This window comes from Mangrovimonas futianensis, from assembly GCF_021245805.1.
GTDB lineage: Bacteria > Bacteroidota > Bacteroidia > Flavobacteriales > Flavobacteriaceae > Mangrovimonas > Mangrovimonas futianensis.
In genome coordinates this window covers 231,928-255,866 of sequence record NZ_JAJJNF010000002.1, presented here as the reverse complement: position 1 = coordinate 255,866, position 23,939 = coordinate 231,928, and the positions used below count along the sequence as shown (strand labels likewise).

The following is a 23,939-nucleotide window of genomic DNA, read 5'->3' as shown; positions in this document are numbered from 1 at the left end:
ATTATTAAGGCCCCAATAAGGGGCCTTTTTTATATGAATTTATCTTATTGGGAAATAAAATCATGGCTTACAAATGTAGATTTCACTATTATAGGTAGTGGTATTGTTGGGCTGAATACTGCTTTAAATTTAAAGGAAAGATTCCCGGAATCTAGTATTTTGATTTTGGAAAAAGGGATTTTGCCCCAAGGCGCTAGTACTAAGAATGCTGGTTTTGCATGTTTTGGAAGTTTGAGCGAACTTTTAGATGATTTAAAAACCCAATCGGAAACTGCAGTATTCGAACTTGCCAAAAAGCGTATTAATGGATTAGAACTTTTGAGAAAGCTGGTGGGGGATAAGGCATTAGGGTATGATCCAAATGGGGGGTATGAACTGTTTCTTAAAAAAGATCCCATTTATGAGGAATGCATGGAAAACATTTCTCGAGTTAACAAGTTATTACAGCCACTATTTAATAAAAATGTATTTCAGGTTTGTGAAAATAAATTTGGGTTTCAAAATATTGAAGACCAATATGTTTTTAATCCATTTGAAGGGCAGCTAGATACTGGAAGGATGATGGAAAGACTATTGCAAATGGTCCAAAATAAAGGAATCAAAATACTAAATGGAATTGAGGTATTGTCATTTTTAGAAACGAATCATGGTGTTCAGATAAAGACTAAAGAATTTGAGTTTAGTACCTCTAAACTATTTATAGCAAACAATGGATTTGCAACACAATTATTGGAATTATCTGTTAAACCCGCTAGAGCACAGGTCCTAATTACCAAACCAATAGAAGATTTACACATCAAGGGAACATTTCACTTGGATCAAGGATATTATTACTTTAGAAATATCGATAATAGAATTTTGCTTGGAGGCGGTAGAAATTTAGATTTCAAAGGGGAAGAAACAGTTGAATTAAATCAAACTGAATTAATACAGAATTCATTGGAAGCCTTATTAAAAACGGTCATACTACCCAATAAACCTATTGAAATTGATCATAGATGGAGCGGTATAATGGGTGTTGGCGAGACAAAAGCGCCCATTGTCAAACAATTATCAAACCATGTTTTTGCTGGTGTTAGACTGGGAGGGATGGGTGTAGCAATTGGTAGTTTAATCGGTAAGGAATTGGCAGAATTATTAGATTGATGATAAAGGAAGAACTTCTTAAAATCTGTTTGGAAATGACCAAAACTCGGATTAAGGCTATTCAAAAAGGCATTTATGAAATTCAAGAGTCCATGTTGTCTGAAACAAAAAGTAGTGCAGGTGATAAGCACGAAACAGGAAGAGCTATGTTACAATTAGAACGTGAAAAAGCAGGTAACCAACTGGCAGAAACAGAAAAACTTTTGGAAATCTTAAATAGGATTAATCCGAAGCATGTATCTGAAAAAATTGGGCTAGGTAGTGTAGTCTATACTTCAAGACACAACTATTATATTGCTGTTAGTTTAGGTGAATTAAGTGCGGATGGAATAGCTTTTTATGCCATATCACCAAATACTCCCATGGGTAAAATTTTAATTGGAAAACAACTTGAAGACACCATAAACTTTAATGGTCAAACCTTTGAAATAACGAAAATCGAGTAAATTATTTACTTATAGAAAGAAAGACTGTTTCTCCTTCTTCCAAAGCATGAGCATGATGAAAGTAAATGGATTTTCCTTTGTATATGGCTTCTATCAAAAAGGTTTGTCCTAAAAAATAGGATTTTTTGATAACAGATTCCATTTCCGAGTGATTAACTACTTTTAATTGGTGGGCATAAACAATCTCCTCATCAATCTTATTGTATTCTTCAAAGAAGGAAGCAACTAATTTGTTTTTCGGGTGATTATAAAGAGACATGGGTGTGCCTTGTTCTAGAATTTTGTGTTCATTCAGAACGATCATTTTATCAGAATAAGGGAGTACATCCTCTTTATCATGGGTTGCCACCACGCAACTAACATTGTTTCGTTTTAAGTAGTTGAAGAAATTTCTTCTTAATGGGTGTTTTTTAAAATTATCAATATGTCCAAAGGGTTCATCGAGTAACATAATTTCGGGCTCTTTTGCAATTGCTCTAGCTAGTGCTACACGCTGTTTTTGTCCGCCACTTAGTGTTTTTACCTTTACTTTTGCAAAGTCCGTAAGACCAACTACTTCAAGCAATTCTTCAACGCGCTTCTGTTTTTCTTCCGGATAAAAATTGGAAAGATGTTTTCCCACGTTTTCTTCCACTGTAATAAAAGGCATTAAATCAAATTCCTGAGCTACGTATTTCATGAAAGGGTAACCAACAACTAGATTGTGTTTAGGTCCAAGCACTTCGGTATCTTTCCAAAAAATCTGTCCATGGTCCAAATCCATTTCACCATATAGAAGTTTTAAAAGCGTACTTTTTCCAGACCCGCTTTCACCAATTATGGAAACATGTTCACCTGGTAAGACTTCAAACGAAATGTCTTGTAAAATAGGTGTTTTATTATAAGAAAATGAGAGGTGATTTACTTTAAGCATGTGCAAAAATACCAATAAAAAATGCCCTAGCCCTTTATTTTTTCATGTACTTCAGCAGGAAGTTCTTTATAACCCATATTAAATAACGTAAAGCCATAAATATCTGCCCATTCTTGCATTTGTAAAGAGATTGGTTTTCCTTCACCATGACCAGCATTGACGTCGATACGAATTAATACCGGATTTTCCCCAGTTTGTTTTTGTTGAAGTTCTGCTGCAAATTTATAACTATGTGCTGGAACCACCCTATCATCGTGATCGGCGGTAGTGATAAGGGTAGCCGGATATATTTTGTTGTTTTTTACGTTATGAACTGGCGAATACCCCAAGAGGTAATTGAACATAGCTTCACTATCCTCAGCAGTTCCATAATCATAGGCCCAACCTGCACCCGCTGTAAAGGTATGGTATCGTAACATGTCTAGAACACCTACGCCGGGTAGTGCCACTTTCATTAAATCTGGTCTTTGGGTCATTGTGGTACCAACGAGCAATCCACCATTGGATCGACCAGAAATAGCTAAAAACTCTGAGGCGGTGTACTGTTTTTCAATCAAATATTCCGCGGCTGCAATAAAGTCATCAAATACATTTTGTTTTTGTCTTTGTGTTCCCGAAATATGCCAGTTTTTACCATATTCACCGCCACCACGCAAATTAGGGACAGCATAAATACCGCCTAAATCTAACCAAACCGCATTGACGACACTAAAAGCAGGAGTTAGACTGATATTAAACCCACCATAACCATAAAGCATTGTAGGATTCTTTCCATGACGCTTTAATCCTTTTTTATAAGTGATGATCATCGGGATTTTAGTGCCATCCTTTGAACGGTAAAAAACCTGTTCACTTGTATAATCAGAGGAATTGAAATCGATTTTTGGTTGCCAATATAAACTTGATATTCCAGAAGTGGGATCAAATTCATAGATGCTATTAGGGGTCATGTAATTGGTAAAACTGTAATAAAGTAGCTTTTGATTTTCTTTTCCAGAGATAGGTGTAGTGCTCCCCTTTCCGGGTAGATCAATAGTTCTTACTAGAGCACCATCATATTGATATTGTTTAATCGAACAAATGGCATCTGTCATGTATTCAGCAAAAATAAATCCAGCACCTTTGGATGGAGTTAAAACATATTCTGTTTCAGGAATTAGATCCATCCAATTTTCCGGTGTTGGATTCTTTGCATCAACCATAACGATTTTTCCATTAGGAGCATTCAAGTTCGTGTATAGAAACAGATGGGTTTCATTATTGTCCAGTAAATAGGTGTCCGAATCACAGTGATCCAAAACAGTTAAAAGGGGTGTTGCTTCATTTTGAAGGTCTTTTAGGAATAACTTGTTTCCTGAGGTAGAAACTCTAGGGGTCAAAATGAGATATCTATTATCTTTCGTTACAGTAGCATAAATATAACGGTGCTTTTCCTCTGCTGTAAACCCATAAATTTTTAGGTCTTGCCTTTGCTTGGTTCCTATTTTATGATAGTAAACTTTATGTTGGTCTGTTTTTGAGGACAATTCACTTCCTTTTGGTTTGTCATAACTAGAGTAGTAGAAACCCTCATTGCCTTTCCATGATAATTGACTGAATTTTATATCAACCAAAGTATCTCCTATCTGTTCTTTAGTTTGTGTGTCTATCACAACTACTTTTCTCCAATCGCTACCACCTTCAGAAATCGAATAAGCTGCCAAGGAACCATCTTTGGTAAAACTGATTTGGGATAGAGATTTGGTTCCATCTTTTGAAAATGAGTTGGGATCTAAAAAAACTTCATCATCTCCAACTTCCCTTTTTCGATATAAAACACTGTGGTTTTGAACACCATTATTTTTATAATAATAGGTCTCGTTTCCCTCTTGAAATGACGCCCCAACCTTTTCATAATCCCATAATCCTTTCAGTTTTTTAGCAATGGTGTTACGATAATCGATTTGATTTAAATATTGATTGGTAACTTCATTTTGAGCTTTTACCCAATCTTTAGTGTCTTTACTTTGATCATCTTCTAGCCAGCGGTAAGGGTCAAGTATTTCGGTTCCAAAATAGGTGGATTTGGAATCCCCTTTTTTTGTTTCAGGGTATTTCATGGTTGATTTTTTATCCATTTAATGTCTCCTAAATTAGCTAATTTATGTTGTATTGATTCAGTAAGTATGGGAATAAAAAAACCGTTTCGGTGAGGAAACGGTTTTGAATATAGAGTTTTTGTTTTTTTATAAATCAAACTTGATTCCTTGCGCTAAAGGAAGCTCTGTTGTGTAGTTAATGGTATTGGTCTGCCTGCGCATATACACTTTCCATGCATCAGAACCTGATTCACGGCCGCCACCAGTTTCTTTTTCACCTCCAAAAGCACCTCCAATTTCGGCACCTGAAGTTCCGATGTTTACATTGGCAATACCACAATCTGAACCGGCATGAGATAGGAATCTTTCAGCTTCTCTTAAATTATTGGTCATAATTGCTGAAGACAGGCCTTGAACCACTCCGTTCTGGATTTCAATAGCATTTGCAACATCTCCCGAGTATTTCATAAGGTATAAAATGGGAGCGAAGGTTTCGTGTTGAACAATCTCAAAACTGTTTTTAGCTTCTGCAATGGCAGGTTTTACATAACACCCACTCTCATAACCTTCTCCTTCAAAAACATCACCTTCAACCAAAACAGTTCCTCCTTCTTCAACTACTTTTTCTAAAGCGTGCAGATACATAGAAACGGCATCTTGATCGATAAGTGGACCCACATGATTATTTTCATCCAATGGATTACCTATTCTTAACTGGTTGTATGCTGCTACCAAGGCATCCTTCACTTGGTCATAAACACTCTCATGGATAATAAGGCGACGGGTAGAAGTACAACGTTGACCACAGGTTCCTACAGCCCCAAAAACAGCTCCTATCACCGTCATTTTGATATCCGCATCAGGAGTCACAATAATGGCATTATTACCTCCCAATTCCAGTAAACTCTTTCCAAGTCTTGCTGCCACCTCTTGAGCCACGATTTTACCCATTCGGGTTGAGCCAGTAGCTGAAATCAATGGGACTCGTTGGTCTTTGGTCATATATTCTCCAACCTTGTAATCCCCATTAACTAGACAAGAAATTCCTTCTGGAAGGTCATTGTTTTTTAGAACTTCGGCAATTAAATTTTGACAAGCAATGCCACAAAGAGGTGCTTTTTCACTAGGTTTCCAAACGCATACATCACCGCAGATCCAAGCAAGTGCCGTGTTCCAACTCCAAACCGCTACAGGGAAATTGAAAGCAGAAATAATACCTACAATTCCCAGCGGGTGATATTGCTCATACATTCTATGTCCGGGGCGCTCACTGTGCATTGTAAATCCATGAAGTTGACGTGAAAGACCTACTGCAAAATCGCAGATATCAATCATTTCCTGAACTTCTCCTAAGCCTTCTTGATAACTTTTTCCCATTTCATAAGAAACCAATTTGCCTAAAGCTTCCTTCTTTTCTCGAAGCTTGTCGCCAAACTGTCTTACTATTTCACCCCGTAATGGAGCGGGTTTTAATCGCCAGGTTTTGAATGCCTCTGAAGCGGTCTTCATCATTTTTTCATAATCATCCTTTGTGGTGGAAGTTACCTTGGCAATTAATTGGCCATCAACGGGAGAATAACTCTCAATGATGTCTCCATCACCAAAGCAATTTACTCCTGTGGATGTACCCGGATTTATTCCTTTAACACCTAATTCGTTTAGTGCTTTTTCGATTCCAAAATCGGTTGCAACTGCTTGCATAATTAGTTTTTTTATAATTTATAGCTGTGTTTTTTGCGAAGGTACTAATATTAAGTGGCTTATTTAAACGATGTTGGTTCAAAAATGTTAACTTTATTGTTCTTATTAAGACTCCAAATGATGAAATCAATTGCACCTATATTTCTGGTATTTTTTTTGCTACTGTCATGTCATCAATCCCAAAATCAAGGGAAGATAGACCAGGGATTTTCTACTTTGGAAAAATTGGAAACCAAACCCCAATCCTTTGCTATTGTTATTCATGGTGGTGCCGGAACCATTCTTCGTGAGAACATGAGTGCTGAGCAAGAAAAGCAATATCGGGATAAGCTTGAGGAAGCAATAAAAGTGGGACATCAAATCTTGAAAGATGGAGGTAGTAGTTTGGATGCTGTGGAGAGAACCATTAATGTTTTGGAGGATTCGCCATTATTCAACGCTGGGAAAGGAGCTGTTTTAACCAATGAAGGGACTGCCGAATTGGATGCTTCCATTATGGATGGGAAAACACTGAATGCTGGAGCTTCGGCTGGAACCAAAACTGTAAAAAATCCCATTTCTTTGGCGCGGGTTATCATGGAAAAATCACCACATGTCATGATGGCTAGTCAAGGAGCAGATATTTATGCTAATGAACAGGGGTTGTCTATTGTTGATCCTTCCTATTTTATTGTTGAAAATCGCGTACAATCCCTAAAACGACTTCAGGAAGCCGAAAAGAAAAAGAAAACGTCCCAAAAGCAAGGTTTTTATGATTCCAATATTAAAGATTCTAAGTTTGGAACCGTAGGTTGTGTGGCGCTTGATAAAAACGGTAATTTGGCAGCGGGTACTTCTACCGGCGGTATGATGAACAAACGTTGGGGTCGGGTTGGTGATTCTCCAATCATTGGGGCCGGCACCTATGCAAATAATGGTACATGCGGGGTCTCCTGTACGGGTTGGGGTGAATTTTTATTAGAGGCATGGTAGCTCATGATATTTCGGCATTGATGGCTTATAAAGGCATGACTTTAAAAGAAGCTGCCAAAGAAGTAATTCAAAAGAAAATTCCTGAAATGGGTGGTGACGGTGGACTCATTGCAATTGACAAAACGGGTGAAGTGGTCATGGAATTTAATACGGCTGGGATGTTCCGAGCTTCTATGAATGATCAAGGTGATTTATATATTGGCATGTTTTCTGAGTAACTTATCCGAGTATGACTAAAAATTCATAATTTTTAAAATTTAATATTAACCTACTTTAATACCGTCATTTTAAACAATGATAAAAAGCAAGTACCTCTCAATTCTACTTATAGGGTTATTAGTATTTTCCTGTAAAAAAAATGATGTAGAAACCAATAATATCTACAGATTTAAAGAGTATATCAGTTTTACTACCTCGGGTTTGGTTTCGGTGGCAGACCCTATTCAAATTAATTTGGCCAAGGAGGTAGAAGGGTGGTCTCCAGACATGGCATTAGATAAAAAATTGCTAAAGGTTGACCCTTATGTAGAGGGGAAACTTACCACAGTAAATAATCATGCCCTCGTTTTTACTCCCGATGAACCCTTGGATTCCGATACGGAATATACCGTGACTTTGAAACTTAAGGATGTATATAAAGATGTTTCGAAGGAATTATCTGAATTTACCTTTCAATTCAAAACTATTAGACCCAATTTTACTGTGGTAACCAATAGCCTTCAATCCTATGATAGGGAATGGCAGTATTTAGAGGGTGCGTTAAAGTCAGCCGATATCATTTCCATTGAAAAAGCAAAAAAGCTTATCCAAGCGACTCAAAATGATGAGTCTCTTGCTATTGTTTTTAATGAGGAAAGCACTGCTTCTAGAAATTTTGATTTCAAAATAGATAGTATCCACAGGGAAATTGAAGATGATCACATATTGATAAAATGGGATGGGGAAGCGATTAAAGCGGATAACAAAGGAGAAAATTCTTTTTTAATTCCAGGAATCAATAATTTCTCAATTATAGATGTTTCAGTTACTCAAAATCTAGAGCAATGTTTGGTTTTAAACTTTTCAGATCCATTGAAAAAGGAACAAAATTTTGATGGGTTAGTAAGTATTGAGAACTCAGCTACCCCAAAATTTTTGGTCAATGGAAATGTGCTGAGGGTTTATCCTAGTTCAAAATTGGTCGGAAATATTCAAGTAGATGTTTTTCAGGGCATCACCAATACCGAAGGCTATAAATTGAAAAAACCATTTTCAGAAACGGTTTCTTTTGAAGAGTTGAAGCCTCAAGTGAGGATGTTAAGCAGTGGCGTGATTTTACCCAATTCCAAAGAATTGAAATTAAATTTTGAGGCAGTTAACCTAAAGGCTGTTGATGTTAGGGTTATCAAGATTTTTGAAGACAATGTGCTTCAGTTTTTACAGGAAAATGATTTTGGCGACACTTACACAAGTAATCTACGCCGTGTGGGAAGAAGGATTGCAAAAAAAACAATTCCATTAGTTCAAAACGAACAGGAATACCAAGGGAAGTGGAAGGCTTATACTTTGGATCTATCCAAGTTTTTTCAAGCTGATCCTGGGTCATTTTACCGCGTAGAAATAAGTTTTGAGCAAAGTTATTCCTTATATCATTGTGATACCAATGATTCAGTCTCAAGCAACGATGAGGACGAATCGTATTATTATGAAGAAGACTATGCAGAAAACGAAAGTGAAACTTATAATGAAGATGAAGAATTAAGGGAAGAAGCTTACTGGGATAACTTGACGTATCGATACAAAAATTACACTTACAATTGGAAAGAACGTGAAAATCCTTGTCACAGTGCCTATTACCACGAAGATAGAGTTGTTTCCCAAACACTGTTGGCTTCCAATTTGGGAGTGGTTGCAAAAAGAGGAAATAATAATACCTATTTCTTTGCAGTAACCGATTTGCTTACTACCGAACCAGAAGCAAATGCAACGGTGAAGCTTTACAATTATCAACAACAAGAACTTGTGCAAAGCACAACGGATGAAAAGGGTTTTACCATGATTGACTCAGATCAATTTGCATCCTATGCTGTTGTAATCAAAGGTCGCAGTAAGGCCTATATTAAATTGAATGATGGAAATTCACTGTCACTAAGCAAGTTTGATGTATCAGGGAATAAACTGCAAAGAGGCTTAAAAGGCTATTTATATGGGGAAAGAGGCGTTTGGCGACCAGGCGACACGCTTCATTTGGCATTTATTTTGAATGATAAGGATAATGAACTTCCGAACGGCCATCCAGTCAAATTAGAACTCACAGACCCCAATGGTAAAATGGTATATAAAGAAGTGACTTCAGAGCATATGAATCACTTTTATAAGTTTACAGTGCCCACAACCACAGATGATATAACGGGTAATTACAATGCCAAGGTCTCTGTAGGAGGAGCCAAATATTACAAAACCATCAAGATTGAAACGGTCAAACCCAACCGATTGAAAATAGACTTGGATTTTGGAGAGGGAATAATTACCAAAGAATCTTCCTTGATGGCTGATTTGGGTGTGCATTGGTTACATGGTGCGCCAGGTAAATATTTAAAAGCTGAAATTAAAGCTAAATTTACAGCATCTTCTCAAGGATTTGATAACTACAAAGGCTATTCTTTTCAAGATCCATCCAAAGTTTTTAAAACAGAAGAATTAACTGTTTTTGAGGGAAAAGTTGACGAAAATGGACAGGCTAATGTTCATAAACAAATTAATCTGGAAGGTAGTGCGCCAGGATTGTTAAAAGCTCAATTTTTGGTGAGGGCTTTTGAAAATGGAGGTGATTTTTCCATTGATGCTTTTAGTAAAACCTATGCACCCTATGATGCCTTTGTCGGATTAAAAATGCCTGAAGGAAATCAATATGGTGGGTTTGAAACGGGAAGGAACCAAACCTTTGAAGTCGTTTTGGTAGATACCCAGGGAAAACCGGTACAACGTGAGGGCTTAGAGGTAAAAGTGTATAAAGTGGAATGGCGTTGGTGGTGGAATGCGTCTTATGATAACCTTTCTAGCTATGTTTCCAATAATTACCACAGGTCGGTTTATGATACCAAACTGAATACAAATTCAAAAGGAGAAGGTTCTTTTAACTTGAATATTCCAAATAGTGGAAGAGGGCGTTATTTGATTAGAGTTATTGACAAAAAAGGAGGCCATTCTACTGGAAGTACAGCCTATTTTTATAAAAATTGGTGGGATGCGGTTCCCTCTGGAAACAAAGATGCCGCCAAAATGCTGGTATTTAATGCAGACAAAGAAACTTACCAAACGGGAGAGACCGCTAAAATAACCTTTCCTTCTGGGGAAGAAGGGCGTGCTTTGATTAGTATTGAGAATGGTACCGAGGTGCTTGACTACCGATGGGTAAAGACTGAAAAAGGTCAAACATCGGTTGACATTCCTATTACTTCAGAAATGGCACCCAATGTGTTCGTTAATATTTCTCTCTTGCAACCACATGCTGTCACTTCAAATGATTTGCCAATTAGGTTGTATGGTGTTATTCCCTTGATGGTCGAAAATAAGGATACTAGACTACATCCTCAATTGGATATGGCCGATGAGCTGAGACCTGAAACAGAGTTTAAGGTGACTGTTTCAGAAAAAAACAATAAAGCCATGACCTATACCTTAGCCGTTGTGGATGAAGGATTATTAGATTTAACCCGATTTAAAACACCAAATGCTTGGGATGATTTTTATGCCCGAGAGGCTTTAGGAGTTAAAACTTGGGATCTTTTTGATCAAGTGATTGGTGCCTATTCAGGAAGTATTGATCAAGTGTTTTCTATTGGTGGTGATGGTTCTATTGAAAAAGGTAAGAACAAAAAAGCCAACCGATTTAAACCGGTGGTCATGTATTTAGGTCCTTTCAAATTAGAAGCAGGTCAAAAAAAGGAGCATCATTTGATGATGCCAAATTACGTTGGGTCTGTAAGGGCCATGGTTGTAGCTGGAAACAATGACAAGGAAGCCTATGGGAATGTTGAAAAGGCAGTCCCGGTTAAAAAGCCACTTATGGTTTTGGCCAGTTTGCCAAGAAAGTTAAGTCCTTCAGAAAAAGTGCAATTACCTGTCACCGTATTTGCTATGAAACCGCATGTCAAGTCGGTGGAAGTGAGTCTTAAATTAAGTGATGGACTTTCCATTGTGGGCGAAAAAATCCAAAAAATTAACTTCGATAAACCCGATGAGAAAATGGCCTATTTTGAATTGGATGTCAACAAGGTTAAAGGAATTCAACAGATAGAAGTGGTTGCTCGAGGTAATGGAGAAAAGGCGACTTATAAGGTAGAGTTGGATGTATTGAATCCAAATCCTATTTCTTCCAAATCAACGGATATAACTCTGAGTGCCAATGAAAGCAAGGATATGGAGATTAGAACTTTCGGAATTGAAGGAACCAATTCGGCTACCGTAGAGTTTTCTACCATTCCTCCAATGGATTTTTCAAGACGCTTACAATATTTGATTCAATATCCTCACGGGTGTGTGGAGCAAACCACATCAAGTGTTTTTCCACAGTTGTTTTTAACTGATATTTTTGATTTAACCGTTGATAAAAAGAAAGCCATCCAACAAAATGTGGAGGCAGCCATTAAAAAGCTGGCATATTTTCAAACCTCAGATGGAGGTATGGGTTATTGGATGGGAGCTTCTGAGGTGAACGATTGGGGGACCAGTTATGCCGGTCATTTTTTGTTGGAGGCAGAACGAAAAGGGTATGCCTTACCAGTGATGTTTAAGTCCAATTGGTTAAAATATCAAAAAATGGCAGCTCGGGATTGGAGGCCAAGTTATCGCATTTACCATTCTGATTTATCACAAGCCTACCGTCTTTATACTTTGGCTTTGGCAGGCGAGCCTGATTTGGCTGCAATGAATAGGTTGAGAGAATTCAGTGAAATTTCAAACGAAGCCAAATGGCGATTGGCTGCGGCTTATGCTTCAGCGGGCCAAAAAGAAGCCAGTCAAGCTTTGTTGAAAACCGCAAATATTGAATTTGAACCTATCAGAAATGACTATTATACCTATGGATCTGTGGATAGGAATCGTGCTATGGCTCTGGAAACTATGGTCTTGATAAAGGATGGAAAGATGAGGGAGTTGGCTGAGCTTATTGCTCAAGAACTATCCGGAAATCGCTGGATGAGTACACAAACGACAGCCTATAGTTTGCTGTCTATTGCTAAAATGGTGGAAAGTAATGGTGGAAAATCTTTAAAATTATCGTACATTTTAGATGGTAAAACCCAGGATATTGAAACTTCAAAATCTATGGCTACTAGGGAGCTCTCTTTACAAAATGGAGTTAACTCTTTGAGTATGATCAATAAATCAAACAATGTGGTTTATGTAAGAGTTTTAAATTCTGGAAAATTACCATTGGGAGAGGAGTTGGTAGAGCAACGCGGATTAAGTGTATCAGTGGTTTATAAGGATCTAAAAGGAAGTCCTATAGATATAAAGACCTTGCAACAAGGACAAGACTTTTTAGCTACTATTCAAGTATCCAATTTGAAATCATTGGCTGTTAATAATGTTGCTCTAACGCAAATCATTCCATCTGGGTGGGAAATAATAAATACCCGTTTCACCGATTTTGGTGCCGCAACCACAAGTGAGGCAGAGTATATCGATATTAGGGATGACCGGGTGAGTTATTATTTTGATTTGGACAAAAAGGGGAAAAAGGATACCAAAACATTTCAGATAATGTTGAACGCCTCTTATTTGGGAACGTATTACTTACCAGGCATTCAAGCGGAGGCTATGTATGATGATGATTATTTGGTAAGAACTAAAGGTAATTGGATAAAAGTTCAAAAATGAAAGTAAAGGAAATCGAAAGCATTACAGATCACCGACCTTTTAAGATTCCAGAGGAATCTTGGAAATACTATCAAGAATGGAACCAAGCCATATTCATGCACTGGAGGATATCTTTGAATGACTTGGGAGCATTGGTGCCAGAGGTGTTTGAAATTGATATGTTTGATGGCTCTCCTTGGATTTCTTTAGTGGCTTTTGATATGAATAATATTGGTATTAAGAACATCCCGAAAGTGCCACATATATCAGATTTTCATGAACTTAATATTCGCACCTATGTCAAATACCAAGGAAAACCAGGGGTTTATTTTTTGAGTATGGAAGGGAGTAAGAGATCATCTTGTAGGGTTTTGAAAGCGTTTTCTAAACTTCCTTATCGGTATTCCAATATAAATAGAAATACATTCAGCTATCATTCTAAAAATCCAGCACAACAGGATCATTGTTCTGTCACTTATCGGGTTGGGGACAGTTTGGAACATAAAAGCAAGCTTGATTGTTGGTTAACTGAAAGGTATGCTTTATTCCATCCATCCAAAAAAGGGGTGTTTGAGTATAACATACATCACTTACCTTGGCCTATGAAGGAGATTCAAATAAAGGATTTGGAAGTTAATTATCAAGAATTCCCAAAGCTAAGTGAACAACCTGAGCTAGTACACTACTCTCCCGGAGTGAAGGTGATTACTTGGAAGAAAAAGAAACATTCTCTTTGAAGACCGAATTTGTTCCATATTATGCTGTGATTTTCTCTTCCATTCAAACCGATCAATTAGAAGGCTATTCTGAAATGGCCGAAAAAATGGAACTGCTAGCGAAAAACCAACCTGGGTTTATTGCTTTGGAAAGCGCAAGAAGTGGTTTGGGAATTACAGTCAGCTACTGGAAAACCCTCGCAGATATTTCCAATTGGAAAAAACATTCTGAACATATGATAGCTCAGGAATTAGGCCGATTTAATTGGTATGACTGGTACCATGTAAGGATTTGCAAAGTGGAGCGGGAGTATACTTTTCAGAATTAAAACGAAATTGCGGTTCATAAAAACGTTCTAGATTTTCTGTCTTCTATTATTTTGAAATTGTAGATGAAGCCTTATGTTTGATATAGATATATTAGGAGAAGAGAATAGTAGTATTTAATCCTTTCCTAAGAAAGACAAAAAACAAATAAGCTATGGAGCAAACTTGGCGTTGGTATGGTCCTAAAGACCCCGTATCATTATCAGATATAAAACAAGCAGGGGCTACAGGTATTGTGTCTGCATTGCATCATATTCCTAATGGAAGTATATGGGATATTGATAAAATTATGAAGCGAAAAAAGGACATTGAGAAATATGGTCTTACTTGGAGTGTTGTAGAGAGTATTCCAGTTCATGAGGAGATAAAAACCCGCTCTGGGAATTTTAAAAAGTACATTGAAAACTATAAAAAAAGTATTGTAAATCTAGCCCAATGTGGAATTCAAATTGTGTGTTACAACTTTATGCCCGTTTTGGACTGGACTAGAACAGATTTAAATTTTACAGTTGAAGATGGTTCCCAAGCTTTACGATTTGATGCAACAGCATTTGCAGCGTTTGAATTGTATTTGCTCAAACGACCTGGAGCAGAAGAAATATATTCGGAAGAACAAAAATCTAAGGCAAAAGCATACTTAGAGGATTGTTCTGAGTCAGAAAAAACAAAATTAATAAGCAATATTATTGCTGGGTTACCTGGTGCTGAAGAAGGTTATTCGATAGAAAAGTTTCAAAAGGTACTAGATACCTATATGCAAATTGGTGCTGACACTTTAAGGAAGAATCTCATTTTGTTTTTGAAAGAAATCATCCCGATCGCAGAAGCCAATAAAGTTTTGATGTGTATCCATCCAGACGATCCACCATATCCTATTTTAGGTTTACCCAGGGTTGTGAGTACTGAAGAAGATTATGCATATCTTTTTTCAGAAGTCCCCCAATTATCTAATGGGATGACATTTTGTACAGGATCTTTAGGTGTTAGAGCTGATAATGACTTATTGAATATATTCAAGCGATTTGCCGATAGAATCCATTTTTTACATTTAAGAAGCACTAAACGGGATGCGGAAGGAAACTTTTATGAAGCCAACCATCTAGAAGGAGATGTGGATATGTTCGGGATTGTTAAGGAGGTCGTTTTGGAAGAAAAAAGAAGAAATCAAGAAGGGAGAGATGACAACCAAATCCCTATGCGTCCAGATCATGGTCACCAAATGCTTGACGATTTGAATAAAAAAACAAATCCAGGCTATTCAGGAATTGGTAGATTAAGAGGACTGGCTGAATTGAGGGGATTGGAGATGGGAATCTCAAAAAGCCTTATCTAGACAAAAACCTGAATTATTTTAACTCTTAGTTGTTCTCAAATAAGAATAGCTAGGGGTTTATTTTTATATATGGGTTTTCATTAGCTTTGAGGGAGAGTATTAAATGGAGTTTATTGACTCCAAATTTTGAAGCTGTAAAATTGTGTTTTTAAAAGCCAATTACATATATAAAAACAAGTTTAAAATTGCGGTTATTTTAGGACTGATAGTGGCCTACGCCTTTTGTCTGCCAACAACCTTGTTCAAAGAACCCACCTCTACTGTTATTACAAGTAAAGAAGGCATTTTGATGGGAGCCAAGATTGCCTCAGATGGACAATGGCGATTTCCAGCAAGTGATTCGGTTCCAAACAAATTTAAGACTTGTATCCTTCAGTTTGAGGATGAATATTTTTATAATCATCCAGGGTTTAATCCCATTTCGATAATCAAGGCTTTAAAGGAAAACCTTTCAAATGGTGAAATAAAAAGGGGCGGGAGTACGATTACGCAACAAGTAATCAGGCTTTCACGAAAGGGACAGCCTAGAACGTATTTTGAAAAGGTAAAGGAACTCATTTTGGCAACGCGGTTGGAGTTGAGGTGTTCCAAGGACGACATATTATCTATGTATGCCAGCAATGCACCTTTTGGAGGGAATGTAGTAGGATTGGAAGCGGCATCTTGGAGGTATTTCCATAGAAATTCATCTGATCTATCGTGGGCTGAGAGTGCCACTTTGGCTGTGTTACCCAATGCTCCAAGTCTGATATATCCAGGCAAGAATCAAACCCAGTTGTTGAAAAAACGAAATGCTCTACTAAAAAAGCTGAAAGAAGAGGATATCCTTGATGAAATTACTTTTGAATTGGCAATCGCCGAGGAACTCCCACAAAAACCATTTGCGCTTCCTCAAAAAGCACCTCACTTATTGCAAAAAATGGCATTGGAACAAACAGGCAAACGGGTGGTTACCAGTTTGAATCATGCTTTACAAAATCAAGTTAATGGAATAGTAAAGAACCACTACAATCAATTACGGCAGAATGAAATCTATAATGCTGGTGTTTTGGTTTTGGATGTTCATACAAGAAAAGTGTTATGTTATGTTGGGAATACACCAACCGATAAAGCGCATCAAAAAGATGTAGATGTTATTGATAAACCAAGAAGCACAGGAAGTGTTTTGAAACCGTTCCTCTTTTCTGCCATGTTGGATTCTGGTGAGCTTCTGTCCCAATCTTTGGTGGCCGATATTCCAACACAGTTTGGAAGTTATGTGCCAGAAAATTTCAATAAGGAGTTTGATGGAGCAGTACGAGCTAATCAAGCACTTTCTAGGTCATTGAATGTACCATCCGTTAGGATGCTCAAGGAATTTGGTTTGGAAAAATTTTATCGCACTTTGAATATGTTGCATTTGAAGGATTTAAAATACGGTCCCGACCACTATGGTTTGTCCCTTATTTTAGGAGGATCTGAAAGCAATTTATGGGATCTATGTAAAAGCTATGCGGCTTTATCCTCAACAGTGAATCATTATACCGAAACTTCTAGTGAATATTATTCAAAAGAATTCTGCGAACCCATTTTATTTCAAAATCAGCAAGTTGATTTTGGTACTTTAAGTTCGTCAAAAACCTTATTTGATGCGGGGTCGATTTATTTGACTTTAGAAAGTCTCAAGGAAGTTAATCGGCCTGTGGGAAATGAGAATTGGGAGTTTTATGACGACTCCAAACAAATTTCATGGAAAACAGGAACCAGTTTTGGATTTAGGGATGCATGGGCTATTGGAACCAATAAAGATTATGTGGTTGGGGTTTGGGTTGGTAATGCAGATGGTGAGGGACGACCAGGTTTGGTGGGTATCCAAGCTGCTGCTCCCATATTGTTTGATGTATTTGATTTGTTGCCTCAAAGCACGTGGTTCTCCATTCCTTATGATGAACTTCAGGAGGTTGAAATTTGTGAGCAAAGTGGTTTTAGGGCTTCTCCAAATTGTGAAACGGTCAATAAGGAATGGGTGCAAATCTCAGGATTGAAAACAAAGCCTTGTCCATATCACGTGTTGGTTCATTTGGATCAAGAAGAACGATTTCAAGTGAATAGTTCTTGTGAATTTTTAGGAGATATAAAGTCTAAACCCTGGTTTGTATTACCTCCTTTAATGGCCTATTATTACAAAAGAAAAAATCCGTTTTACAAAGAGTTACCCAAATTGAGAGAAGATTGTGTGGGAGAGTCCAAATCATCTATGGCTTTTATTTATCCAAAAGCAAACAACCAAATTTTTCTTCCGAAGGATTTTGATGGTCAAACAAATGAACTTATTTTAAAAATTAGCCATTCCAAACCAGAATTCCGGGTGTTTTGGTATTTGGACAATCAATTTATTGGTCAAACAAAAGACATTCATGAATTGGCAGTTTTACCTTCATTTGGCAAACACACTATTACGGTTATTGATGAAATTGGATCTGAAATATCAAGAGACATTGAAATTTCGAAGTAGGTAATTTGGGAATACTAAAAAAGAGGTCTTTTTAGTTCAGATTCTAGAATATAAAGGCATTATTTTTAATTTTTTAAAGCATCAAGAAATTGGCTTTACAATTATCTTTGTCATATAAATTTTTGCGTTTGTGTCTAGTATAATCCTCCTCTTTTTATGTCTTTTTTTAGGGTTTATTTTTAAAAAGACCCAAATATTTCCCAAGGAGACAGTGGTGGTTCTAAATAAGTTTGTCATCTATATTTCCATCCCAGCGATGGCCTTACATTATTTGCCAAAAATTGAGTTGTCTCCAAAGTTGCTTTTCCCAGTTGGAGTGGCTTGGTTAGGGTTTATAATTTCTTTTCTTTTGTTTTCATCTTTAGGAAAATGGTTAGGTTGGTCCAAAAGTTTAACAGGATGTATGATCTTAATGTCTGGATTGGCAAATACGTCTTTTGTAGGGATTCCGGTTATTGAAGCTTTATATGGTAAAGAGGGCTTGGAAACTTTGGTACTGGTTGATTTGCCAGGAACTTTTATTATGTTGTCTACGGCGGGAGTTACTGTGGCAGCCATGTATTCTCGAGGAAGTACGAGCTTAAAGCAAATAACAAGACGTATTCTAAGATTTCCTCCCTTTATGGCATTTTCTTTTGGAGTGCTATTGATCTTATTGCAGTTAGAGGTTCCTGAGGTAGTCGACTCTGTTTTTGAAAAATTGTCTATGACCATTTCCCCTTTGGCTTTGGTTTCAGTGGGGTATCAATTGAATTTAGAACGAAGAAGCAAGCACTGGGGGTTTCTTATAATGGGGTTAAGTTACCAACTGATATTGTGGCCCTTAATTATTTTTATTTTATACAAAGGTGTTTTCAATCAATCGGGAGTCAATATTAATGTTTGTGTATTGGAAGCTGGAATGGCACCCATGATAACCGCCGCAATTGTCTCAACAGCCTACGGACTCAAGCCGAAACTCAGCAACATGATGGTTAGTATAGGGATTCCTGCTTCCTTTGTTACGCTTGGTATTTGGTATTGGATTTTAAATATGTAGGATAGATTACCTTAAAGGAAATCCCTTGGCAGCCCACCATGGATGTACTTCTATCACTAACCTTCCCGATTTAACCATAGGATCTAGATTCGCCAAACTATCTGCCATTTTCAAAGTTGGAACATTGTAAATAGTAATTCCTCTTATATCTCCATCATCGCCAAATGGGCCGGAGATGTCTGCATAACCTTTTTCATACATTCGTGTTAAGTGGGCTAGATGTTCTTCCTGTAACTTTTTAGCCTCTTCCTCATTTTGCGACCTAATCGGACCTCTTTTAAGGAAAGCAATAAAATACTGTTGCATTAAAATGGTGTCCTGGGTTTTTGAATCTACATAGTCAAAGATCTGGAAGCCTTTGTCTGTGAGTTCCTGTTTTATTTTAAGAGGAGACTTTGGTTTCTTTACCTCAGTAACATCAGTAACGACCGAATCAATGGGAGCTTCGATAGCTTCTTCAATTTCTAAGGTTTCATTTTTAGGCTCTTTGCAATTGAAGGATATCAAAATCAAAAGCGTAGGGATTAAGATGTTTTTTAGTGTTTCCATGTGTTATAAGGATTTTTGCTCAATTGGGAATTGTAATAGTTTGTTTCTCCAGTAACTTCTTTTCCTAACCAATTAGGTTTCTCAAAAGATTCTGTGGTTGACTCTAATTCTATTTCTGCAATGATGAGACCTTTATTGTCTCCATAAAATTCATCTACTTCATAGGTGTGATTTCCAATGGGAATTTCAAACCTGGTCTTTTCAATTATTCCGGGTTCACATAACTTCAAAAGATCTTGTGCCTCATCAACCTTTATGTTTTTTTCCCATTCAAATCGAGAGAGGCCATCTTCCGTAGACTTTCCCTTAACCGTTAAAAAGGCTTGGTCTCCTGAAATGCGCACTCTTACGGTTCTTTCGGGAGTGGAATTAAGAAAGCCTTGTACCAAATAGGTTTTCTTTTGAGCTTCTTGTTTGAAAACTTCAGAAGAGACTAAAAATTTGCGTTCTATTTCAACCATATTGGATGTGATATCGTCATTTAAAAATAGCATAAATTTGTGTTATGGACCAAGATATACCTATTCGGAAAATAATTCATGTGGATATGGATGCTTTTTATGCTTCCGTTGAACAAATGGATCAACCAGAATTGAAAGGTAAACCGATTGCTGTAGGCGGAAGTAGTAAACGAGGAGTTGTAAGTGCGGCAAGTTATGAAGCTAGGAAATTTGGTGTGAGAAGTGCCATGAGTGGGATTCAGGCTAAACGGTTATGTCCTGATTTGATTTTTGTGAAACCCAGGTTTGAAAGGTATCACGAGATTTCTAAACAGATTCGAAAAATTTTTTTGGACTATACCGATAAAGTAGAGCCCTTGTCTTTGGATGAAGCGTACTTGGATGTAACTGAGAATAAAAAAGGACATCCTAGTGCTACCATGGTTGCTAAGGAGATTAGAGATCGCATTTTGGAAGAAGTTGGTTTAACGGCTTCCGCAGGTATTTCCATCAATAAATTTATTGCAAAAGTAGCCAGTGATTTTAATAAACCAAACGGTCAAAAAACCGTCAATCCTGAAGAGGTCTTGGATTTCCTTGAGGCTTTGGATATCAAAAAGTTTTATGGAGTGGGCAAGGTTACAGCCGAAAAAATGTATCAGTTAGGCATCTTTACGGGCAAAGATTTAAAAAATAAGTCACTGGAGTACTTAAAAGAACATTTCGGCAAGTCGGGCAAGTATTATTTTTACGTGGTTAGGGGTATTCATACAAGTGAAGTGAAGCCAAATAGAATAAGGAAATCCTTGGCAGCCGAACGGACTTTTAGTGAGAACCTTTCCTCTGAGGTTTTTATGCTAAAGAAGCTGGATCATATTGCCGATGAGGTGTCCAGGAGACTTCAAAAAAGTAACGTGTCTGGAAAAACGATTACATTGAAGATTAAATACAGTGATTTTTCGCTTCAAACACGCAGTAAAACTTTGCCTTATTTTGTTCAGGATAAGAGTTTGATTCTTGAAACAGCCAAAGAGCTTCTATACCAAGATAGATTGCAAAATTCGGTGAGGTTATTGGGGATTTCGCTGTCCAATTTAAATACTGAAAAACAAAAAACGCCAACAGAACCAAATTCTGTTAGCGTTCAATTGCGTTTTGAGTTTTAGATTTTATTTTGAAATTTCTCTAATACGTAATGTATTAGTCATTCCTTTCTCTTGAATAGGCATAGAAGCTAAACTAATTACCATGTCACCTTTTTTCACATATCCTTTTTTCTTGGCTATTAAGTTGACATCTTGAATTGTCTTATCTGTTGAAACCATTTTGTCATAATAAAAGGCATTAACACCCCATAAAAGACTTAATTGTGTCAAAATATGTTTGTTTGAAGTGTATACCAAAATATGAGATTTTGGTCTCCAAGCAGAAATTTGAAACGCGGTATAACCACTATTGGTCAAAGTGGTAATAGCTTTTGCGTTAATTTCGTTGGCCATCAAAGCTGCATGGTAACAAACAGATTTAGTAATATATCGTTTGGTTTTGATGTGTGGTGGTGATTGCGGTACCTGAATCAAAGCTGAGTCTTCAACACTTTTTATGATGTTAGACATGGTTTTGATAACCTGAACAGGATATTGTCCAACCGAAGTTTCTCCTGAGAGCATTACGGCGTCAGCCCCATCCATAACCGAGTTGGCAACATCATTTACTTCAGCTCTTGTAGGTGTCAAGCTTGAAATCATGGTTTCCATCATTTGGGTCGCAATGATTACAGGAATTCTAGCTTGTTTAGCTCTTAACACCAATTTTTTCTGAACCAAAGGCACTTCTTGGGCTGGAATTTCAACTCCTAAGTCCCCTCTTGCTACCATAAGACCATCACAATAGGCTACAATTTTATCAATATTTTCAACAGCTTCTGGCTTTTCAATTTTTGCGACAATAGGAATTTTTTCACTACTGTGTTCTTTAATTAAGTCCTGAAGCTGAATTAAGTCTTCTGCATGTCTTACAAATGAAAGTGCAATCCAATCTACCTTTTGTTTGATAGCAAAAATGGCATCTTCTATATCTTTTTCAGTTAAGGCAGGTTGCGATATTTTAGTATTTGGAAGGTTAACACCTTTTTTAGACTTTAAAGGTCCTCCTTGAATAACACGGGCTTTAACTTCTGATTCCCCATCTGTAGAAACCACCTCAAAAATCAATTTCCCATCATCCAACAGGATTTTTTCACCGGGTTTGGCGTCCTGAGGGAAATTTTTATACGTCATGTAAACTCGTTCTTTGGTGCCTTCAAAGCGCTCACCGGTAGCAAAGATGATTTCATCTCCTTCTTTGACAAAGACATCACCTTTCATCACACCAACTCTCAATTTAGGACCTTGCAGGTCACCTAAAATAGCGGCATTATATTCGTATTCTTCATTGAGTTCACGAATCATTTTAATGCGCTCTTCAACATCTTTATAATCGGCATGGGAAAAGTTAATTCTAAAAACGTTAACGCCTTCATCTAACATGCCTTTAAGAACTTCTTTACTACTTGTAGCAGGACCTAAAGTCGCAACTATTTTGGTTTTTTTCTGTTGTAACATTAATTAAAAATTAAGTTGTCTTTTGATTTGATTAGGTTGGGTTCAATTTTATACGCCGTTGAAATTTGGGATATTTCCTGAATTCGGTTTACGATGCGTTTATCAACTTGAAATTGGTGGAAATCGTCGCAAATTTTAAGGAAATAGTTTACATTTTTAAATTCTGGCATCAAATAAAATGTTTTGGTTATTTTTTTGTCATCACCAAATAATGTTGAACCATCATTTTTAGTATCAGAGAGTTCTACTTTACAAATGTTTGATACCACATTCCAGGTGGTCATTTGAGAAGGATTCTCCCATTCAAACAATGAAAATCTTGCATTGTTTTTAAAATCTACATCCTCTCGTTTTCTTACTAAACGAAGGTTTAATGCCTTGTTTAGCAGGTAAACCAAGCGGTAATCTTCAATAGAGGTATGAATGCCAATTAAGGTATACTCTATCTCATCGAAAAAATCATCAAGGTTTAGCTTACGTATTGCCATACAACCAAAATTCGGTGTAAATATAGCACTTCTAACCGTTATTTTTGTAAACGGAACTTTAATCTTCCCAAGTATTTTCTACGAAAACGTTGTAGGGTCAGTTGTTTAGAAAGATTTGGATATTTGTTTCTGAAAGACAAAAAAGGCACGTTTGGATGCTTTCTCTTCTGCTTTCTTTTTTGAAGTAGCCCTAGCTTTAGAGACGACCTTGTTGTTAATGGAGAGTTTCACTGAAAAATGCTTCATCTCATCATTGCCAGTATCTTCATAAACATCATAATTGAATGTTTTCTTTTCCTTTTGACACCACTCAATTAAAAGGCTCTTGTAACTAATGACCTTACCTTCAAGTTTTTCAATGTCAACATAAGGGATGATGACTTTTTTATAGATGAATTTTTCGCAGTATTTATAACCCCTATCTAGGAAAATGGCACCGATAAGTGCTTCAAATAAATTGCCATAAATATTGTCGCCAAACTGTCCTTTTGGAATTTTACTCTCTACCAAGGAAATTAAATTAAGCTCTTTGCCCAATTCGTTAAGGTGTTCACGACTTACAACCTTAGAGCGCATTTTAGTCAAATAGCCTTCGTCTCCTCCAGGAACTTCTAAATATAAGTGGGAGGCGATCACAGCGCTCAACATGGCATCACCCAAAAATTCCAAACGTTCATAGTTAATAGGATTTCCCTTATCGTCCTTGATATTCATGGATCGATGCGTGAAGGCCGTCTTAAAATATTTTAAGTTTTTTGGTTTGAATCCTAAAATATTACGAATAGAAATAAAAAAATTCCCGCCACTGTTGGAACGGGAATTTAATATGTTTCGAATGTTTTTCACTCGCTAT

The 23,939-nt window shown here is 37.0% G+C and carries 17 protein-coding genes and 1 pseudogene; 10 read left to right on the top strand and 8 right to left on the bottom strand.

The features are described from left to right. Positions 1-33: 33 nt before the first annotated feature. Together LOK78_RS03875 and LOK78_RS03870 are read left to right on the top strand one after the other, a co-directional pair. Positions 34-1,146 (top strand): NAD(P)/FAD-dependent oxidoreductase, encoded by a 1,113-nt coding sequence (locus tag LOK78_RS03875; protein WP_232633774.1) that lies wholly within the window; start codon positions 34-36, stop codon positions 1,144-1,146. Positions 1,147-1,181: 35 nt separating this feature from the next. After that, positions 1,182-1,592, top strand: coding sequence for a GreA/GreB family elongation factor (locus tag LOK78_RS03870; RefSeq protein WP_232633772.1), 411 nt, complete (start codon positions 1,182-1,184; stop codon positions 1,590-1,592). A 1-nt stretch (position 1,593) separates the two neighbouring features. Here LOK78_RS03870 and LOK78_RS03865 read toward each other — a convergent pair whose 3' ends face one another. The 3 genes from LOK78_RS03865 to amaB all read right to left on the bottom strand — a co-directional run bounded on the left by LOK78_RS03865 (position 1,594) and on the right by amaB (position 6,284). After that, the gene (locus LOK78_RS03865) at positions 1,594-2,505 is read right to left on the bottom strand and encodes an ABC transporter ATP-binding protein (RefSeq protein ID WP_232633770.1); all 912 of its coding nucleotides are present in this window, start codon (positions 2,503-2,505) and stop codon (positions 1,594-1,596) included. 26 nt (positions 2,506-2,531) lie between these two features. Beyond that, complete coding sequence (locus LOK78_RS03860; RefSeq protein WP_232633769.1) at positions 2,532-4,604, bottom strand: prolyl oligopeptidase family serine peptidase; 2,073 nt, start codon at positions 4,602-4,604, stop codon at positions 2,532-2,534. A gap of 126 nt (positions 4,605-4,730) precedes the next feature. Then, the gene (amaB, locus tag LOK78_RS03855) at positions 4,731-6,284 is read right to left on the bottom strand and encodes an L-piperidine-6-carboxylate dehydrogenase (protein WP_232633767.1); all 1,554 of its coding nucleotides are present in this window, start codon (positions 6,282-6,284) and stop codon (positions 4,731-4,733) included. A gap of 120 nt (positions 6,285-6,404) precedes the next feature. On the opposite strand from amaB, the pseudogene LOK78_RS03850 reads away from it, so the two are divergent. From LOK78_RS03850 to LOK78_RS03820, 7 genes and pseudogenes are all read left to right on the top strand, one after another. Then, positions 6,405-7,474: pseudogene (locus LOK78_RS03850) on the top strand (isoaspartyl peptidase/L-asparaginase family protein). Positions 7,475-7,550: 76 nt separating this feature from the next. Beyond that, positions 7,551-13,118 (top strand): alpha-2-macroglobulin family protein, encoded by a 5,568-nt coding sequence (locus LOK78_RS03845; protein WP_232633766.1) that lies wholly within the window; start codon positions 7,551-7,553, stop codon positions 13,116-13,118. After that, complete coding sequence (locus LOK78_RS03840; protein ID WP_232633764.1) at positions 13,115-13,834, top strand: YqjF family protein; 720 nt, start codon at positions 13,115-13,117, stop codon at positions 13,832-13,834. Before LOK78_RS03845 ends, LOK78_RS03840 begins: the two co-directional genes overlap by 4 nt. Further along, positions 13,831-14,142: an antibiotic biosynthesis monooxygenase family protein gene (locus LOK78_RS03835; RefSeq protein WP_232633762.1), complete on the top strand. Its 312-nt coding sequence runs from the start codon at positions 13,831-13,833 to the stop codon at positions 14,140-14,142. Before LOK78_RS03840 ends, LOK78_RS03835 begins: the two co-directional genes overlap by 4 nt. Before the next feature lie 152 nt (positions 14,143-14,294). Beyond that, positions 14,295-15,473, top strand: a complete 1,179-nt coding sequence (gene uxuA, locus LOK78_RS03830) for a mannonate dehydratase (RefSeq protein WP_232633760.1) — start codon at positions 14,295-14,297, stop codon at positions 15,471-15,473. A gap of 142 nt (positions 15,474-15,615) precedes the next feature. Beyond that, a complete protein-coding gene (gene pbpC / locus LOK78_RS03825; RefSeq protein WP_232633758.1) occupies positions 15,616-17,967 on the top strand; it encodes a penicillin-binding protein 1C in 2,352 nt (783 codons plus the stop codon). A gap of 130 nt (positions 17,968-18,097) precedes the next feature. Continuing rightward, positions 18,098-19,006, top strand: coding sequence for an AEC family transporter (locus LOK78_RS03820; RefSeq protein ID WP_232633756.1), 909 nt, complete (start codon positions 18,098-18,100; stop codon positions 19,004-19,006). 6 nt (positions 19,007-19,012) lie between these two features. On the opposite strand, the gene LOK78_RS03815 is transcribed toward LOK78_RS03820, so the two are convergent. Together LOK78_RS03815 and LOK78_RS03810 are read right to left on the bottom strand one after the other, a co-directional pair. Continuing rightward, positions 19,013-19,555, bottom strand: a complete 543-nt coding sequence (locus LOK78_RS03815) for a YciI family protein (RefSeq protein WP_232633754.1) — start codon at positions 19,553-19,555, stop codon at positions 19,013-19,015. Next, entirely contained in the window at positions 19,543-20,016 is a 474-nt protein-coding gene (locus LOK78_RS03810) for a CYTH domain-containing protein (protein ID WP_232634156.1), read from the bottom strand. Before LOK78_RS03810 ends, LOK78_RS03815 begins: the two co-directional genes overlap by 13 nt. A gap of 44 nt (positions 20,017-20,060) precedes the next feature. Here LOK78_RS03810 and dinB point away from each other — a divergent pair, with 44 nt between their 5' ends. Continuing rightward, on the top strand, positions 20,061-21,161 hold the full coding sequence (dinB, locus tag LOK78_RS03805) for a DNA polymerase IV (protein WP_232633753.1): 1,101 nt from the start codon (positions 20,061-20,063) through the stop codon (positions 21,159-21,161). A 3-nt stretch (positions 21,162-21,164) separates the two neighbouring features. Here dinB and pyk read toward each other — a convergent pair whose 3' ends face one another. From pyk to rnc, 3 genes are all read right to left on the bottom strand, one after another. Further along, complete coding sequence (gene pyk, locus LOK78_RS03800) at positions 21,165-22,598, bottom strand: pyruvate kinase (RefSeq protein ID WP_053970870.1); 1,434 nt, start codon at positions 22,596-22,598, stop codon at positions 21,165-21,167. Beyond that, complete coding sequence (locus LOK78_RS03795; protein WP_166956920.1) at positions 22,598-23,086, bottom strand: IPExxxVDY family protein; 489 nt, start codon at positions 23,084-23,086, stop codon at positions 22,598-22,600. Before LOK78_RS03795 ends, pyk begins: the two co-directional genes overlap by 1 nt. A gap of 105 nt (positions 23,087-23,191) precedes the next feature. Continuing rightward, the gene (rnc, locus tag LOK78_RS03790; RefSeq protein WP_053970872.1) at positions 23,192-23,932 is read right to left on the bottom strand and encodes a ribonuclease III; all 741 of its coding nucleotides are present in this window, start codon (positions 23,930-23,932) and stop codon (positions 23,192-23,194) included. Positions 23,933-23,939 lie beyond the last annotated feature (7 nt).

What these genes read in the sequence shown, in the direction of transcription:
- LOK78_RS03875 (WP_232633774.1), top strand. Translation starts at nt 34, where the DNA reads ATGAATTTATCTTATTGGGAAATAAAATCATGGCTTACAAATGTAGAT.
- LOK78_RS03870 (WP_232633772.1), top strand. Translation starts at nt 1,182, where the DNA reads ATGACCAAAACTCGGATTAAGGCTATTCAAAAAGGCATTTATGAAATT.
- LOK78_RS03865 (WP_232633770.1), bottom strand. Translation starts at nt 2,505, where the DNA reads ATGCTTAAAGTAAATCACCTCTCATTTTCTTATAATAAAACACCTATT.
- LOK78_RS03860 (WP_232633769.1), bottom strand. Translation starts at nt 4,604, where the DNA reads ATGAAATACCCTGAAACAAAAAAAGGGGATTCCAAATCCACCTATTTT.
- amaB (WP_232633767.1), bottom strand. Translation starts at nt 6,284, where the DNA reads ATGCAAGCAGTTGCAACCGATTTTGGAATCGAAAAAGCACTAAACGAA.
- LOK78_RS03845 (WP_232633766.1), top strand. Translation starts at nt 7,551, where the DNA reads ATGATAAAAAGCAAGTACCTCTCAATTCTACTTATAGGGTTATTAGTA.
- LOK78_RS03840 (WP_232633764.1), top strand. Translation starts at nt 13,115, where the DNA reads ATGAAAGTAAAGGAAATCGAAAGCATTACAGATCACCGACCTTTTAAG.
- uxuA (WP_232633760.1), top strand. Translation starts at nt 14,295, where the DNA reads ATGGAGCAAACTTGGCGTTGGTATGGTCCTAAAGACCCCGTATCATTA.
- LOK78_RS03815 (WP_232633754.1), bottom strand. Translation starts at nt 19,555, where the DNA reads ATGGAAACACTAAAAAACATCTTAATCCCTACGCTTTTGATTTTGATA.
- LOK78_RS03810 (WP_232634156.1), bottom strand. Translation starts at nt 20,016, where the DNA reads ATGGTTGAAATAGAACGCAAATTTTTAGTCTCTTCTGAAGTTTTCAAA.
- dinB (WP_232633753.1), top strand. Translation starts at nt 20,061, where the DNA reads ATGGACCAAGATATACCTATTCGGAAAATAATTCATGTGGATATGGAT.
- pyk (WP_053970870.1), bottom strand. Translation starts at nt 22,598, where the DNA reads ATGTTACAACAGAAAAAAACCAAAATAGTTGCGACTTTAGGTCCTGCT.
- LOK78_RS03795 (WP_166956920.1), bottom strand. Translation starts at nt 23,086, where the DNA reads ATGGCAATACGTAAGCTAAACCTTGATGATTTTTTCGATGAGATAGAG.